The organism is Corallococcus carmarthensis (assembly GCF_003611695.1).
GTDB lineage: Bacteria > Myxococcota > Myxococcia > Myxococcales > Myxococcaceae > Corallococcus > Corallococcus carmarthensis.
Genome location: NZ_RAWE01000085.1, coordinates 1 through 16,349, shown reverse-complemented (window position 1 = coordinate 16,349; position 16,349 = coordinate 1). Strand labels below are relative to the sequence as shown.

Below are 16,349 nucleotides of genomic sequence, written 5' to 3'. Positions count from 1 at the left end.
CGGCTTCGGCGCGAAACCGGAGCCGCCTCCAGTCGCGGGCGTCTTCGGCCCCCGCCCGGGGCCGCCGTTCTCAGGCCGCGGGCGTCTTCGGTACGTCGACCGGAGGCGCGATGGCCTCTCCCGCGCGGCTCGCGTCACCTGACGGCATAGGCGCCTCGGTGGCAGCGGCTGCCTGCGTCGCGGCGGAATCCCCCACGACAGGGGTGCTCCCGGACGGAGCCGGAGCTTCGGCGGCGGCGCCACCCTCGCGCTGCTCCAGACGCGCCCCACCCGCCTCGGCGGCCTTGAGGAACTCGTCGTACTCCGACTTGCGCGCCGAGGCCTTCTCCTGGGCGGCGGTGGAGCCCCGCTCGGCGGCGGCACGGCCCGCGCGGATGGCCCGGGCGCTCAGCAGGATGCCCCCGACGAACGCCACCACGCGCAGCCCCGACGCGACGCTCCAGCCCGTGGTGAGGCCATCCATGCCGTCGCGCACGAAGTTGAGCGCCAGCACGAACAGCCCGCCGGACGCCGCGGCCCCCACGGCCGTGGTCCACGTGCGCAGCGCGACGATGCGCGCGGCGCCGTAGCAGAACGCCGGCAGCACCGCGAGCACCCACAGGTCCTCCAGCACCACCGCCACCGGAATGCGCAGGAAGTCGGAGGGCAGCGCGTTCACCCGCGCGTGCAGGCGCAGCACCAGCGACACGCTGAGCATGGCCCCCACCACCAGCGACAGGAAGCCCAGTCCGACGATGAACTGGAAGCGGCGGACGCGGACGCGCAGGGGCTCAAGGACACCGGGTTTGGGGCTCACGGCCCGAAAGCCTAGCGCACTCTCACCCTTCGTCCTCTTCCCCGACAGCCGAGTCCCCCGCCGAGCGAGGGGGCGGGCCGTCGCCGTAGAAGACCTCCTCCAGCACCAGCCCCTGGGGCGGGGCGGTGGCTCCGGCCAGCTTGCGCTCGCGCGAGGCCAGCACCTGGGCCACCCAGGCCTCGGGGCGGCGGCCCTTGCCCACCTCCACCAGCGTGCCCACCAGGTTGCGCACCATGTGCTTGAGGAACGCGGTGCCCTCCACCACGACGGCCACGGCGTCGCCGGGCGTGCCTTCCACGCGCACCTGCCGCACCTCGCGCACCGCGTGCTTCGCCTGGCAGTCCGCGGCGCGGAAGGCGGAGAAGTCGTGCCGGCCCAGCAGGGCCTGGGACGCGCGGCGCATGGCCTCCACGTCCAGCGGGGCGAACAGCTCCCAGTGCGTCGTGCGCAGCAACGGAGACCGCGTGCGCCGGTTGCTCAGCCGGTACCGGTAGCGCTTGCCGAGCGACCAGCGGCGCGGGTCGAACTCCGGCACCACCTCCTCCGCGGCCACCACCGCGATGTCCGGAGGGAGGATGCCGTTGAGGCCCATCGTGTAGGCCTTCATCGGCAGCACGCGCGGCGAGTCGAAGCAGGCCACCTGCCCCGTCGCATGCACGCCCGAGTCGGTGCGGCCAGCGGAGGCCACGAACACGCGTTCCCCCAGCAGCTTCTGGAGCGCCTCCTGGAGCGTGGACTGGATGGACGGGCCATTGGGCTGCACCTGCCAGCCCACGTACCGCGTGCCTTCGTATTCGAGCGTCAGCTTCAGCCGGGGCATGGGTGCGGCAACCAAAGGCACGCGGATCAGCGCGTCTTCAGCCAACCCTCCAGCACATCCGCCGCGAGCTTCGCCGGAGCGACATGGGCCTTGCGGGCCTGGGCCTCCAGCTTCTCGTACAGCGCGGGCGCCAACGTCAGCGCGAGCAGGCGCGGCTCGGTGGCGGGGCCCTCGTCCAGGCGCATGGCCTCCGTGGGCGGTCCGTCCACGGACGCCACCACCTCCGCCAGCTCCAGCGCCACTTCCGACGTGGGCGCGGAGGACTGGCGCGTGGACAGCCGCTTCAATTCCTGCGGGCGTTCGTCCTCGAAGAGCTGCTTGACGAAGTTGGCCAGGTGCAGCGGCGAGGGCGTGAAGTCGTAGGCGTCCAGGAAGGCGTCCAGGTCGCGCTGCATGTCCAACGCCGTCTGGTAGCGGCGCTCGCGGTCGCGGGCGAGCGCGCGCATCAGGATGGCCTCCACGCGCTCCGGCAGGTCCTCGCGGAAGTACGACGGCGCGTAGATCTTCGCCTCGGTGATGCTGCGCATGACGGCGACGTCGGAGTCGCCGGTGAAGAGCTTGAAGCCGGTGAGCCACTCGTAGAGGACGGTGCCCAGCGAGAAGATGTCGCTGCGGCAGTCCAGCGGCCGGCCCAGGCACTGCTCCGGGGACAGGTAGCTGAGCTTGCCTTTGATTTCGCCCGACCGCGTCTCCTCCACCTGGTTGGCGGCCTTGGCGATGCCGAAGTCGAGCACCTTCACCGAGCCGTCGAACGCGACGATGATGTTCTCCGGCGTGACGTCGCGGTGGACGATGTTGAGCGGGTTGTTGAAGCGGTCCTTCTTCTGGTGCGCGTAGTGCAGGCCCGCGCAGACGCACGAGGCAATCTTCAGCGCGTACACCATGGGGAAGGGAATCCCCATGGACTCGGCCTTGGGCACGACGCGGCGCATGTCGCGGCCGGACACGTACTCCATGGCGATGAAGTAGCTGTCGACGATCTTCCCCAGGTCGTGGATCTGCACGATGTTGGGGTGGTTGAGCTGGGCGGCCAGCCGCGCCTCGTTGAGGAACATCTTCACGAAGGCCGCGTGCTTGGACAGATGCGGGCGGATGCGCTTGATGACGATGGGCGTCTCGTCACCGCTGGCATCCACCTGGTGCGCGAGGAAGATCTCCGCCATGCCCCCTACGGCAATCCGGTCGATGAGCCGGTAGTTGCCGAAGCGGAACGCGTCGCGCGGGGGCGAAGAGGCGGCGGGAGCCATGGAAGCAATGTAGCCGCGCCCCGCCCGGCGGCGCTAACGAAGTTGGACGACGTGCACCTTGAGTGCCGGTTCCTCACCGGAAGGAGCCGGAAAGTCGAGCCCCGAGGGACCGAGCGACCCCACCGTCTTCCCTGCCCTGCCAGCCCGCGTCACGCCCTCCAGCACCATCGTTTCGAACCGGCGCACGGGCAGTCCCGCCAGGTTGCAGCAGGCGACCAGGCGGCCCTTGGGAGCGACCACCTTCGCGGCGGCCTCGGCCAGCCGGGCGTAGTCACGGGCGGCGGAGAAGCGGGTCGTCTTCGTGGTGGAGAACGACGGCGGGTCCGCGACCACGACGTCGAAGGTTTCCCCCTTCTTCGCGAGCCGCCCGAGCCAATCGAAGACATCGCCAGCCACGTAGTCGTAGCGGTCCACGGATTGACCGTTGAGGCGCGCGTTTTCCTCGCCCCATTCCAGCACGCGGCGGCTGGCGTCCATGTTGAGCACGCGCTTCGCGCCCCCGGCGGTCGCGGCGACGCCGAAGGCGCAGGTGTACGCGAAGAGGTTGAGGACGGTGAGGCCGGAGGCCTGGGCCTGGAGCCACGCGCGGGTGTCGCGCATGTCCAGGTACAGCCCCACGGAGAGGCCCTGTCCGGGGCGGATGTGGAAGGACAGACCGTTCTCCTTCGCGACGAAGTCCTCCACGGGTTCACCCCGTGCCGCGGACTCTGGAGCGAGCGCGTCCTTCGCCACGTTGGCGAGCACGCGGGCTTCCCGAGGGCGGCGCTTCAGGTAGACGCTGCGGGGAGTCCAGGCGGCAACGGAGGCATCGAGCAGCGTGGCCTCCTCCGCGTCGGTGAGGTCGCGGTAGAGGCTGACCACGACGACGTCGCCGAAGACATCCGCCGTCACTTCGGGCACGCCATCCGCGGCGCCGTTCAGGAGCCGGAAGGCGGAGGTGGCGGGGTCGGCGAGCAGCGGCCCCCTGCGGGCGCGGGAAGCGAGCAGGAGGTCCACGAGGCGGGGAGGCAGGGCACTCACGCGCCCCTTCTACCCTACGAACCCAGCCGTGCGCGGGACCAGACGCGAGCGAGCGCGGCGGCGGCGTCGCGGGACAGGTCCACGTAGTCGCTGCCCAGCAGCTGCCCTTCGCGGACACAGACGCGGCCGTCGACGATGGTCCACGCCACGCGGGAGGCGACGAGCTGGCCCAGGAGGAAGGGCGAGTAGCCCGTCTCCGGGTCGGCGGCGGGGATGGCGTCGTAGACGACGAGGTCCGCGATGCTGCCCTCCTCCACGCCGCCGGAAGGCTTGCCGTACAGGCGGGTGCACAGCTCCGCGGGGCCGCTGACGAACAGGTGCGCCAGCGAGTCATCCAGGTCCGGCATGCGGCCGGAGCGGGCCAGGGACAGCATGCTGACGAGCGCCCCGGCCAGTTCCTCCTGGAGGGTGCCATGGCCGCCAGTGCCCAGGCCCACGAGGTGGAGGCTGGACAGCGCGCCGTCGGCGGATTCGGCCGCGCGCTCCATGGAGCGGGTGGCGCGAGGCGTGAGGGCGATGAAGGAGCCGGAGGCGGCCAGGCGTTCGGCCTCGGAGCGCTCCACGGCGCGGGGGTAGCCGGTGATGGCGTGGGGCCCCAGGAGGCCCAGCGCGTCCAGGCGGGGCACGACGCGGCGGCCGTACGTGGCGTAGGTGGTGGAGAGGTCGTCCTCGTTCTCCGCGAGGTGGAAGACGACGGACGCGTTCAACTCCTCGCGCAGCCGCGCGATGCGGGACAGGAGGGTGTCCTCGCAGGTGTAGGACGCATGGAAGCCGAGCGCGCCACGAACGCGGGGATGTTCACGGTAGCGGCGGACGAACTCTGCGTTGGCGTCCGCTTGGGCCTCAGCCACGGCGGCGCCGTCCAGGCTGTGCGTGGAGTGGGACGCGACCAGGCGGATGCCCAGCGTGTCCGCGGCGCGGGCCTGGGCCTCCAGGCCGCCGGCGACGTCGGTGGGGCACGACAGGTGGTCGACGACCAGGGAGACGCCATCGAGCAGGGCGCGGGCGGCGGCGAAGCGGGTCAGGACCTCGACGTCCTCGGCGGTGAGGAGGTTGGCCACCGAGCGCATGCGCTCCAGGCGCGAGCGGGGCTGGCGCAGGAGGAAGTCGCCATTGGGGGGCAGCAACTGCCCGTTGACCATGTGCGAGTGACAGTCCACGAGGCCGGGAGCGACGAGCCGGCCGCGACACGCCACTTCCCAGTCACCCGGGAGCACGGGCACCTCTGCGTCGGGGGCGACGCGGCGGATGATGCCCTCTTCGACCACGACGGCCATGCCGTGGCGGACGCGACCGTCCGCACGGAACACGGCGCAGTTCTTCAGAAGCAGTCGGCCTTCCATGGACCTTCCCGTTTTAACACGGGGTGGGTGGCGGATGAACCCCGTCCCTGAACCCCGTCCCTACTGGAGTCCCTGAGCGGCGGATCCATGCACCGTTTCGGAACTCCCCATGAGGTCCGGCGCCTCTCTGCCTGGACCACCCCAATCCTGGCGCTCGCTCACGTGACCCCTCAATCCGAGTAGATGCAAAGCATCGTCACCGGGTCGAAGACCGCATTCTGTCCTTGGCCGAAATCGATTCCCAGGTACGGGGGATTCCATCTCCTGAGATGAATCTTCACAGGTTCAGGCTCCGTCTTGAAGTGGAAGGTGACGGGCTGAAACCACGCTTTCGCCCGCGCGAACTCCTCCTCCGACAAGGCACCATCGGCCCGGCTCGAGAATGCACGAACCCGGGCCTCGTTGTCTTGAAGCAGGTCCTTGAGGTGGCCCCATTCCCCCCAATGTCTGCCAGCAATCTGCGCAAAGGCTGGCGACAGCACGAGGAATGACGCCAGGGTCAACGGAAGCATCACCCATCGCCAGAACTGGACGATCTGATCGGACTCCCTCCGGGCGACGAAAAAGCACCCATGGCCCACCAGGAGGAGCACCCATCCAAAGACCGCAACCCCCACGAGCAGGTCCACAGGTGGATCCCCAGGGAAGGGGTGCGGATCCCCCAACACGATCTCGCAAATCCCCAGGACGCACAGCCCCACCGCGACGCCCACCGACGGCACGAAGCCACACACCAATCCAATGATTCCCAACCGTGGGAGCCAGCGAGGAGACACGCTCATTTCTGTTTTTCAGCGCTCAAACCGCTGCCTCCAAGCCCAGACCAATCGCATGGCCGCCCTACGGAATGGGCGTTCCCTGCATGAGCAGTGACCAGGCAGCAGGTGCCATGGGCTCGCCTACCAGTTCATACGTCTCGTGTTTCCGCTGCGTGGGAACAACGCCCAGATCCCGGAAGAATCGCTCGTTTCCCCAGACGGTGCCAAACCCCTCGTGGCTGCAGACGAACAGCTTCAGCCGGGGGCCCTCGAACAACTGGAGATCATCCCACCCGTCGAATTCCTTCCAGACGCTCTCATCGTTCAAGGGCAGGCGCACGCCGCCATCCGTCCGGCACCGCACCCACAGCGCGGCACTGGAGCCAGAGGTCGTCCCCGGCCAGGACGAAACCCACAGCGACTCCACCGCCACCACCCGGATCCGCCCGAAGTCACGCTGAAGGCGTTTCAACTCCGGCGTGGGCACGACGACATCCGCACCGTCGACACGCATCCGTCCCCGCCGGATGAGCGCGAAGTGCGTCGACGACCGCCACGCACGCTCCAACACGGACTCAAGGCGCTGCTGCCTGCCCAACTGCTGGCAGACATCCCCAGCCACCTCCAGGACTTCTCTTCTCACTGAAGCCATGATCGTCTTCCTCACCGCGCAGGAGCACGGCGCTCCGCAAGCAGAAGCAACGGAAGCCCTACACCCCACAGAACCAGGAAGACTGGACTGTATCCAATGACCGCGCTCACCAGCATCGTGATGGGAAACCACCCGACAGCGACGATGAACCACCCTCCCCACGTCCACCGCCATCGCAGCAGCGTCTCCCGGCGAGAGAAAAGCGACACCACGCCCAACCCGATGACCCCCAGTGCAAAGCCATGGAGCATGCCTCGCAGGAGGTCGGCGAGGTACCAGGAGAGTGGAGACGGCAGCAGGATGAAGAGCTGGTAGACCCAGACCAGAGCGGACACGACCATGGCAGCCCGGACCACCAGCGGGGGCGACGCCACTTTCATTTCCTGGGAGGTCGCAGTCATCCGTCACATCTCCGAGGCACGGATACAATGTCCGAGAAGCCCCGCACCTCGGCCATCGGAGGTCTTCACGCAGAGCCACTTCTCGGGACATACTGAGTCGTTCCACGGGTCACAAACAAGCTCACAGGTAAACCCCGCGTCAACGTGAGCGAAATTCGTGCGACCGGCACACACCAGGCCAGTCCCGCAGCCTCCCGTTGGGAGACACTCCGTTCCAATCCGCTCAAGCACGGCCGCAGGGACTCCTCTGGAGTCCGCACCTCGCTTGCAGCCCATGTGCACGCCGAGCATGACAAACAGCAGCGTCGAAACAACGAGCCTCATGGCCCCTCCATGCTTCCCGCGGGCGGAAGGCATGCATCGGGGTCGGACCTCTCGATGATGCCCTCCAAGGTCCGTAGGGAGAGAACATCCTCATCGACATCCCAGAAGGTCTTCACAGGCTCCAACAAATGTCAGGACAGAGCCGGCGTAGGAGCATGACGCAGCAGCCGAGGACGAGGAATCCGGAGTGGGGCGAAAGCTGGAGGTTGTGCCAGTGGGGGCATGTCTGAACGCATCTCCATCAGGAGACGCCCGGAGGGGTGCAAAAAGATCCCGGCGAATCGGTAAAAAATCCCCCGCCGCACAGCTGTCCGATCGGGCAATCCGAAGTCTCTTCGCACGCCCGCTGACACGTACCTGCTGACTCCGGTGTTGTCAGCGGCCAGAACATGCATTCCAGCTCCTCTTCGCAGTCGGAGCTACTCCTGCAGCTCCCTCCATCTTGACCATGAACTGGGGCCATCTTGGGACCACGGCTAACAGCACAGGAGGAAAGGAGAATCAGGGGCACCAGCAAAAGCCATTCGGGTTTCATGTTCTTACCTGCCGACGAGGAGTAGGCGGACTCAGTGGAGTTGGATCGCGAGGAACGCAGGGCACTCGGATGGAGCGTTTCCCAACCGGGGATCAACGCTCCAACCCGCTGGACTCGTGTATGGGGCGTTTAGACCCGCCCCACCCATTCGACGGAGAAGTCATACCCATCGACCAGCATCCACGCATGGGTGTCCTCAACGATGGAAGGTGAACCCACTGGCCCAACTCACGGCGAAAGAGGCGACACCCAACACCTGGAAGCAGGTCCACAGGTTTATGTCGGCGTCAGTGAAGGTCGAAGCCCGCGAGGCATGAATCAACCAGGCGCGCCGCCCCAGAAAGAACACCGTGACAGCCAGCCACACGCCCCAAAGCATCCAGAACACGGGGCCACCGAGGAGCGGGCGTCCCCAGGACACCACGGCGATGCACGTGACCATCGCAAGGTAGGCCGCCGCCAGGTTCAGCCACTCCCGGTATGAATCTGGAGTCAGTGAAGCAATGGGTCGTCCTCGCGGCATCCGTCACACCTCCGTCGTCCCATGGGCGCGCCCCCCTCCGCCTCTCGCTTGGCAGGCAGGGTGGCTCGGGTTCTTGGGGCCAGGGGACCCGGTATACTCCCAGTCCCATGACACCGCTGAGCCCCGGAGTCGCCACCGCCACGGAGCAGGACATGCCGGCCGTTCCCGGCACCCTGCGCTTTCGCCGTCCGTGGCTGTTCTCTCTCCGGTCCGCAGGGTCCATCGCCGCGGTGCTCAGTCTTCCTGCAGACTGATTCCACCGTCCGCATTCACGGTAGCGACTCCGCGCAATCCGAGCAGCGCATTCACGTACGCATCGGACCCCAGCTGGGCCTTGCTGCCATCCGTAAACTCCAGGTCAACAGACAGGTTCCCGTCAGCGTTTGCCCGCCCCCGGCAGGTGACACGACCGTGGGGCGGGACGTTTTCAAAAACACATTGCTCACCAGGAATCCGGGCAGTCAAAACACGCAGCTCCCGTCCGGTCTCATTCACGACAACAATTCGGGTCCTCCCCATGACATAGATCGTAAGAAAAAGAGCCGCCAGGGCCAGCAGCCCGCCTCCCAGAATCTTCAGTAAGGTCCTGTTGATGGCCCACCCCCCATGTCATCAGTCGTCAACGAACCATTGGACAAGGCCTCCACGCACAAGTCCATGCAGGGCTTTCCCGTCAGCCCTCGCTCACGCGCCAACTGCCGGCCACATCGATTGTTGTTCAAATCCATGGACCGCTCCGCGGGGGTGTTTCCATTGGGCCAGCTCTCCGCCTCATTCAACCACCCTGCCATGGCCGTCGACATCGAATCCCCCCAACTTGCGGAACAATGCCGCACAGCATCCCGCTTCATGTCGGTTTCGTGCCCATGGCCATACGGGAAAAGCCGCCTGGACTCCTCCTTCGCCTTCGTGGACTCATCAGAGAGGTTCCATGACTGAGTGGCATCCGTCCCACCTCCGTCGGCTTGAACCGTCCCCCGGGCGCGTCCCCACCCCACCCTCCCTTCCTCTCGCCTGGCAGGCAGGCTGGCTCGGGTTCTGGGGGCCTGGGCGACCCGGTATACTCCCAGCCCCATGACACCGCTGAGCCCCGGAGTCGCCACCGCCACGGAGCAGGACACGCCGGCCGCGCCTGGCACCCTGCGCTTTCGCCGCCTGTGGCTGTTCTCCCCCCGGGCCGACCTCGCCATCCTGGGCATCCCCCTGGCCCTGACGCTGGTGGCCGCCGTCGCCAGCGCGTTCCTCGCGCCGGATGCGGCGGACAACGCCCACCGGATCCTGGGATGGACCGCCCAGAACCTCCTGGGCAACGCCACGCACGTCATCCTCACGTTCCTGCTCTTCGGCGTGCACCGCGACGTGCTCACCGCCGCCCCCAAGCAGCCGCGAAACATCCTCGCCGGCGCGGTCGCCATGCTCGCCGTGGGCGCGGCCCTGTTCTTCACCTTCTACGCCGACCGCTCCATCCACACCTTCGCCGTCGCCGTCATCTTCAACGTCTTCGGCATGCACCACACCCTGTCGCAACACCGGGGCCTGTGGTCCCTGCATGGCCTGCGCGGCGGACAGGAGGGCCTGTCCCCGCCCTCACCCCTCGAACGCAAGCTCCAGCAGCTCTACGTCCCGCTGCTCCTCTCCGTCCTCCTCACCCGCATCTTCTTCGTCGCCGAGTCCGCCGCCCCGGGCGCCGCCGCCTACCTCGACGTGGGCCAGGGCGCCGTCCTTCCGTGGCAGACGCTCCCCGTGCTCATCGCCGTCTGGCTGGGCTACTTCCTCCTGCTGTTCCGCTCCGTGCTCCGCTCCGGCACCGCCAGCGGCCCCAAGGTGCTCTACCTCCTGGGCATGGCCACGGCGACCGGGCTCGCGCTCGTGGCCCCGTCCTGGGGCTACGTCATGCTCCCAGGCATGCACGGCCTGGAGTACTACGTCCTCAGCGCCCGCATGCTGGAGCCGCGCGAGGGTGACTCACCCCGCCTGAGCCAGAAGCTCATCTGGCCCGCGATGGCCGTGTCCATGCTCCCGCTGTTCGCGCTGGGCGTGGTGCATGGCTTCCTGCTGGATGGCCCCATGCGCGGCTCGCTGGGCATTGGCGGCGGCGCGCAGGCGCATCCCCTGCTCCGCGCGCTCACCTCGCTGGGCTTCGCGTGCGTGCTCGCCCACTACTTCGCGGACGCCTTCATCTTCCGCTTCCGCATCCCCTCCATCCGGCAGGTGATGCTGCGCCGGCTGGGCTTCACCCTCGCGCCCCGCCCGGCCTCCGACGCGCGGTAGTCCCCCCACCCCGCAAAGAAAAATGGCAGGCCCTTCCAAGTGGAGGGACCTGCCATTTCCACACAACCGAGATGGCTCAGTTGTAGGTGTTGTTCTGGCCGAAGTTCTTCATCGTCTTCTTCTTCAGCGCGTCGGACGCCGTCTGGCCGTCGTTCGCCACGTTGTCCTCACCGGCCAGCGCCGCGGCGGAGGCGCCGAACAGCTTGCGGATGTTGTCGCCGAACAGCGTGATCACGCCGATGGCGGCGATCGCGATGAGGGCCACGATGATGATGTACTCGGTCATGCCCTGACCACGGTTCTTGCGGAACTGCTTCTTCGGGGCCTTCGCGATCGCGTTCATGGGAAACTCCGGGGGTCGTTGCAGCGGTGGAGAGACACACCCTGCGGGAAGTCAGGGTCGATACGGACAGTACAACGGGCGAGCAAGCACCTCCATCCGTCATCGGGAGGATGGGGGGGCCGGATCAAGGAATATCGCGGACCTGGAGCCACTCAAGGTTTCATCCGCCCCTGTTTCAGGGTCCGCCGGGGGCCGCGGTGGGCGTACGGGCCGTGCTCTCGCAGGCGGCCGGTGGCAGGGCCTCGCAGTAGGCCTTGAACGCCTTCTGCAGCTTCGCGTCCTGGGGGTACCGGGCCGCCACCTCCCGGCCCAGCGCCAGCGCCCCGTCCGCGTTCATCGGCGTCCACACCGTGCGCGACGACCAGGTCCGGGCCGTCACCAGCTTGAGGTACTCCGTCACCAGCTCCGGCGAACGGCCGCCCCGCGCCACCTCCGGCTCCAGCAGCGACGCCGCCAGGGTCAGGTCCCCCTGCGCCAGCACCGCCCGGCCCAGCGCGAGCGCCGACGCGGGGTCCTCCGGCGCCAGCGAACGCCACAACGTCGCCACGCCCCGCACCACCGGATCCTTCTCCGAATGGTAGCGATCCACGTTGCGGTACAGCCCCGCGACCTGCTCGGCGGTGGGCGGGTGCTCGCGCAGGTACTGATGCAGGAGCAGCCCGGGCCCTGAGTCCGGTGCCCGGCGCTCGTCCTTCACGCGCACGTCCAGGTTCGCCAGGAAGAAGGCCACCGGCGAGGCGTACTCCAGCAGGTTGTGGTCGTCCGTGTTGAGCGGCCCCTCGCCCGCGAAGTCCCGCTGCCCGGCCTCGGTGTGCACCTGCTTGGACAAGAAGCCGAACATGTCGTTGATCTCCACCCGCGCCAGGTCCGCCTTCACGTCCGGCCGGGCCATGCGCGCGGCGACCGTCGCCGCGTCGAACGACAGCGGCTTGCGGCTGGCCACCAGCACCAGGTCCTCCGGCCCCAACCACGTCGTGGCGTGGGGGAAGGTGTCCTGCAGCGTGCGCATCACCAGCCGCACCAGCTCGCGGTTGCTCTCGTAGGTGTGGATCCACTGCACCAGCACGCCGTCGTCCGTCAGGTGCTTGTCCACCAGCTGGAAGAAGTCGCGCGTGAAGAGGCCGGACACGCCCGTCACCCAGGGGTTGGACGGCACGCTGACGATGAGGTCGTACTTGATGGGCGCCAGCGCCATGAACGTCTTCGCGTCGTCGATGTGCACGTGCGTGCGCGGATCATCCACCGCGTTGCGGTTGTCCGCCTTGAACAGGCGCGCCGCCTCGATGACCGCCGGGGAGATCTCCACCATGTCCAGGCGCTCCACCGGGTGAGACAGCACGCTGCCCGTGGTGATGGCCGCGCCGGAGCCGATGACCAGCACGTTCTTCGGGTCGCGCGGGTGCAGGAGCACGCCCAGGTGACCCGCCATCACCTGCGTCTCGATGTCCCCCCCGTTCGAAGCGTCCGTCTTGCCGTTGATCTTCATGTAGCGGAGGTTCTCGCTCGCCAGGTCCCCCACCATCACCGTGGCGAAGGTGTCGTCCGCGTAGAACCGGGGGGTGATGGCCTTCTCCGTGTCCTCCACCAGCTTCGCGTAGCTCTCCGGCGGCTTGTTGTACGCGCGCACCGCCGCGATGCTGGACAGCCGCTGCGGCCAGCCCTGCATGCTCCCCAGCACCACCGCCGCCAGCACCGCCGCCACGCCCACCGGCGCCAGCGCCCGCCAGGCCGGAGCCGGTGGCACCGCGCTCGCGCCCTCCCCTTCCTTCGGCGCGGACAGCGCCCGGAACGCCAGCGTCGCGGCGAGGAGGTTCGCCACCGCCCCCGCGATGAAGTTGCCCTGCATGCCCCAGAAGGGCATCAGCACCAGACCGCCCAGCACGGAGCCGGACAGCGTGCCCACCGTGTTCCACAGGTACACGCCGCCCAGCTCGCGCCCCACCTCGGACACCTTCGCCGTGGCCACGCGGGCCGCCGCCGGGAACGCCGCGCCCATGATGAACGTGGGCACCAGCAGCACCGCGCAGCAGAACGCGAAGGTGATGCCCTGGAAGAGGGGCCACGTCTCCACCGCGCGCGTGAGCATCCACTCCGACCAGCGGAACAGGTGCGGCAGCCGCACGTACAGGGGCAGCGCCACGCAGAGGCTCAACACCAGCCCCACCTGCGTCCAGCCATACAGTTTCAGCGAATCCCCACCCTCCTTGCGCGTCATCAGCCAGAAGCTGCCCAGGCCGATGCCCAGGATGAACGCCGTCAGGATGAGCGTGAAGGCATACGTGGAAGCGCCCAGCACAATGGCCAGCAGGCGGATCCACGTCACCTGATACAGCATGGACGTGAAGCCGGACAGCATCACGCCGACGAGCGCGGCCCGCACCGCCCGCCGGGGATAGGCCACGTCCTCCGCGGCCGCGGCCGCCCCCACCACCACCGCCGGTGGGTGCTCCCGGGCCAGCGCCAGCGCCGCCAGCGCGAGGAACACGTTGAGCCCGGCGGCGATCTGCGCGGACGCGGACAGGCCCACCAGCGGCACCAGCCGCGTGCCCGCCACGTAGACGCCCACCGCCGCGCCCAGGCTGTTGATGGCATACAGCCGCGCCAGCTCCTTGCGCACGCCCGCGAGGCTCGCCGCGAAGTGGCGCACCAGCGCCGGCAGCGTGCCGCCCATGAGCAGCGTGGGCACCACCAGCGACAGCGAGGACACGAGCAGGCGCGGCGCCACCCGCAGGCCCTCCGGCACGTGGGGCGCCAGGGCCAGCCACAGGTGCTCCAGCGCGCCCAGCACATAGGGGAACGCCAGCGCGTACAGGCCCACGCCCAGTTCCAGCACCCCGTAGAGCGCCAGCGGGCTCTTCACCCGGTCCGCTGTCCGCCCGAAGACAAACGCCCCCAGCGCCAGGCCCCCCATGAACGTGGCCAGCACGACGGCGTGCGCCTGCCCGCTGTTGCCCAGCACGTTCCCCAGGTATTTGGACCAGACCAGCTCGTAGACGAGCGCGGTCGCCCCGGACAGGAACAGAAGGGCGGCCACAAGGTTCTTCGGAGGACGTGGGGTGCGGGTCATAGGGACAGCACTCGACGTTACCCGGTATGTTTCAGGTCCACCAATGAACGCCCATCTCCTGCAAGCCGCGCAGCTCGCCTGGTCTCCCCACCTCCGGGTGACACGTGCCGAGGGTGATTGCGCCCAGGTCCTGCGCCGGGACGCCAAGGCGCTCGTGGGCATGACCCTGCACACCGCGCTCGGGGTTTCGCAGGAGCGCGCCCGCGAACTGGATGCGCGAGCGCGCGAGGACCGCCGCGCGGTGGAGTTCGTCACCCTCTCCGCGGGCGGCCCCACCGGCAACCCGCCCGCCTCGCACCTGCGGCTCGTGCTGGGCATGGATGGCGAGGAGGCCGCCGCGGGCGTGCTCGACCTGGGCACCGTGCTGGAGGGCGCCCCGCCGGTGCAGATCAGCAAGCTGTCCTCGTCGCTCAGCCATGAGATCCGCAACCCGCTCTCCTCCGTGAAGATGGCGGTGCAGACGCTGGCCCGGAACACCGGCCTGTCGGACCGGGACAAGCGGCGGCTCACCATCGCCAACCGCGAGATCCGGACCATGGAGCGCATGCTGTGGCTCCTCTCCGAATACGGCCGGGAGAGCGCCGCGAACCTGGACGCCCACGCCCTGCGCTCGGTCGTCCAGGAGGCGACCGCCATGGTGGCCCCGGAGTTGGCCGAGCGCCGCATCGAGGTGGATGTGAAGGAAGAGGCGGACCTGCCCCGCGTGCGGGTGGATCCCAACCGGTTGAGGCCCGTGCTCGCTCAAGTCCTGCTCAACGTGGCCATGGGCCTGCCCGAAGAGGGCCGCGTCCAGGTGACGCTGCGCCAGGACGACCCCGGCCACGTCAGCCTCATCCTGGATGATCCGGCGGCGGCCCTGCCTCCAGAGGAGAAGGGCACGCTGTTCGACCCCTTCGGCTCGCGGCTGGCGCGGGGCGCGGGGCTGTCCCTGGCCGCCTTGAGGCGGGTGATGACGGGCGTGGGGGGCGACGTGGCGGCACAGGGGAGTGCGGAGCCAGGGATGGTGTTCACGCTGACGTTCGCCGCCTGAGGACCCCATGGAGACCCTCCTCATCGTCGACGATGACGTGTCGCTGCTCGAAACCCTCACGATGCACTTCGAGGAGATCGAGCAGGACGACGGGCAGCCGCGCTACCAGGTCGTCACGGCCACCAGCGCCGCGGCGGGACTGAAGGCCGCCCAGGAGAACATGCCCAGCGTGGTCATCCTGGACATGATGCTCCCGGACCGGACGGGCCTGGAGATCATCGAGGAGATGAAGGGCCTGTGCGGCGACGCGCGCATCATCCTCGTCACCGCGTACCACGACATGGAGACGACCATCCGGGCCATGAAGGCCGGTGCGTTCGACTACATCCACAAGCCCTTCCCGGACCCGGCCGCCCTGGACCTCGTCGTGGAGCGCGCGCTGGAGTACCGCCAGCTGTCGCGCCGCGCGGATGAGGTCCACCGCGAGAACGCCGTCGTCCGCCTGGGCGACATCGTGGGCACCAGCCCCTCCATGCAGCAGCTGGTGAAGGAGATTGGCAAGGTGGCCAGCAGCACCGCCACCGTGCTCATCAACGGCGAGAGCGGCACGGGCAAGGAGCTCATCGCCCGCGTCATCCACAACTACTCCTACGACGAGCCCCGCCCCTTCATCGGCATCAACTGCTCCGCCATCGTGGACACGCTCCTGGAGAGCGAGCTGTTCGGCCACGAGAAGGGCGCCTTCACCGGCGCGGTCGCCGGCAAGCCCGGCAAGTTCGAGCTGGCCGAGGACGGCACCGTGTTCCTGGATGAGATTGGCGACATGTCGCTGATGCTCCAGGCGAAGCTCCTGCGCGTGCTCCAGGAGCGCGAGTTCGAGCGCGTGGGCGGCGTCAAGCGCGTGAAGCTGCGCGCCCGCGTCATCGCCGCCACCCACCGCCACCTGGCGGACGAGGTGGATCAGGGCCGCTTCCGCGAGGACCTCTACCAGCGCCTCAAGGTCATCACCCTCGTCATCCCGCCCCTGCGCGAGCGGCGCGAGGACATCCCCCCGCTCGTGAAGCACCTCTTGGAGCGCATCAACGAGAAGGTGCACAAGCGCGTCACCCGCGTGCCCCACGAGGTGATGGAGCGCCTCACCCGCCTGCCCTGGCGCGGCAACGTGCGCGAATTGGAGAACGTCCTCACCCGCGCCGTGGTGCTCGCCCCGGGCGACGTGCTCCGGGGGGACGACCTGCCCGCCCTGGAGGCCCACCCGTCAGGCCCCCTGGACCCACAC

14 protein-coding genes are annotated in these 16,349 nt (G+C 68.5%); 3 read left to right on the top strand and 11 right to left on the bottom strand.

All coding sequences use genetic code 11. The annotated features are described in order from the left end of the window. Positions 1–70: 70 nt before the first annotated feature. The 9 genes from D7X32_RS22305 to D7X32_RS22265 form a co-directional block, all read right to left on the bottom strand. Positions 71–796 carry a hypothetical protein gene (locus D7X32_RS22305; RefSeq protein ID WP_120604589.1) on the bottom strand — a complete coding sequence of 242 codons (726 nt, stop codon included), beginning with the start codon at positions 794–796 and terminating at the stop codon, positions 71–73. 22 nt (positions 797–818) lie between these two features. After that, entirely contained in the window at positions 819–1,616 is a 798-nt protein-coding gene (truA, locus tag D7X32_RS22300; RefSeq protein ID WP_120604588.1) for a tRNA pseudouridine(38-40) synthase TruA, read from the bottom strand. Positions 1,617–1,642: 26 nt separating this feature from the next. Next, a complete protein-coding gene (locus D7X32_RS22295) occupies positions 1,643–2,863 on the bottom strand; it encodes a serine/threonine protein kinase (protein ID WP_120604587.1) in 1,221 nt (406 codons plus the stop codon). 33 nt (positions 2,864–2,896) lie between these two features. Continuing rightward, positions 2,897–3,883, bottom strand: coding sequence for a class I SAM-dependent rRNA methyltransferase (locus D7X32_RS22290; RefSeq protein WP_120604586.1), 987 nt, complete (start codon positions 3,881–3,883; stop codon positions 2,897–2,899). 14 nt (positions 3,884–3,897) lie between these two features. Further along, positions 3,898–5,226 carry an amidohydrolase family protein gene (locus D7X32_RS22285; RefSeq protein ID WP_120604585.1) on the bottom strand — a complete coding sequence of 443 codons (1,329 nt, stop codon included), beginning with the start codon at positions 5,224–5,226 and terminating at the stop codon, positions 3,898–3,900. 170 nt (positions 5,227–5,396) lie between these two features. Beyond that, positions 5,397–5,855: a hypothetical protein gene (locus D7X32_RS22280; RefSeq protein ID WP_147450220.1), complete on the bottom strand. Its 459-nt coding sequence runs from the start codon at positions 5,853–5,855 to the stop codon at positions 5,397–5,399. A gap of 211 nt (positions 5,856–6,066) precedes the next feature. After that, positions 6,067–6,636 (bottom strand): hypothetical protein, encoded by a 570-nt coding sequence (locus D7X32_RS22275; RefSeq protein ID WP_120604583.1) that lies wholly within the window; start codon positions 6,634–6,636, stop codon positions 6,067–6,069. 11 nt (positions 6,637–6,647) lie between these two features. Next, positions 6,648–7,037, bottom strand: coding sequence for a hypothetical protein (locus D7X32_RS22270; RefSeq protein ID WP_147450219.1), 390 nt, complete (start codon positions 7,035–7,037; stop codon positions 6,648–6,650). Positions 7,038–8,092: 1,055 nt separating this feature from the next. Then, complete coding sequence (locus D7X32_RS22265) at positions 8,093–8,419, bottom strand: hypothetical protein (protein WP_147450218.1); 327 nt, start codon at positions 8,417–8,419, stop codon at positions 8,093–8,095. Between the two features lie 1,074 nt (positions 8,420–9,493). Here D7X32_RS22265 and D7X32_RS22260 point away from each other — a divergent pair. After that, the gene (locus D7X32_RS22260; RefSeq protein WP_120604580.1) at positions 9,494–10,690 is read left to right on the top strand and encodes a hypothetical protein; all 1,197 of its coding nucleotides are present in this window, start codon (positions 9,494–9,496) and stop codon (positions 10,688–10,690) included. Between the two features lie 76 nt (positions 10,691–10,766). Here the strand turns inward: D7X32_RS22260 and D7X32_RS22255 are convergent, their stop codons facing one another. After that, complete coding sequence (locus D7X32_RS22255; protein ID WP_120530620.1) at positions 10,767–11,033, bottom strand: hypothetical protein; 267 nt, start codon at positions 11,031–11,033, stop codon at positions 10,767–10,769. A gap of 175 nt (positions 11,034–11,208) precedes the next feature. After that, the gene (locus tag D7X32_RS47585; RefSeq protein WP_279635602.1) at positions 11,209–14,067 is read right to left on the bottom strand and encodes a fused MFS/spermidine synthase; all 2,859 of its coding nucleotides are present in this window, start codon (positions 14,065–14,067) and stop codon (positions 11,209–11,211) included. 76 nt (positions 14,068–14,143) lie between these two features. Between D7X32_RS47585 and D7X32_RS22245 the strand changes: the two genes are divergently transcribed. Both D7X32_RS22245 and D7X32_RS22240 read left to right on the top strand, forming a co-directional pair. After that, positions 14,144–15,130, top strand: a complete 987-nt coding sequence (locus tag D7X32_RS22245) for a sensor histidine kinase (protein WP_120604578.1) — start codon at positions 14,144–14,146, stop codon at positions 15,128–15,130. A 7-nt stretch (positions 15,131–15,137) separates the two neighbouring features. Then, positions 15,138–16,349, top strand: a 1,212-nt coding sequence (locus tag D7X32_RS22240; protein ID WP_147450217.1) for a sigma-54-dependent transcriptional regulator, incomplete at its 3' end; no start/stop codon positions are given.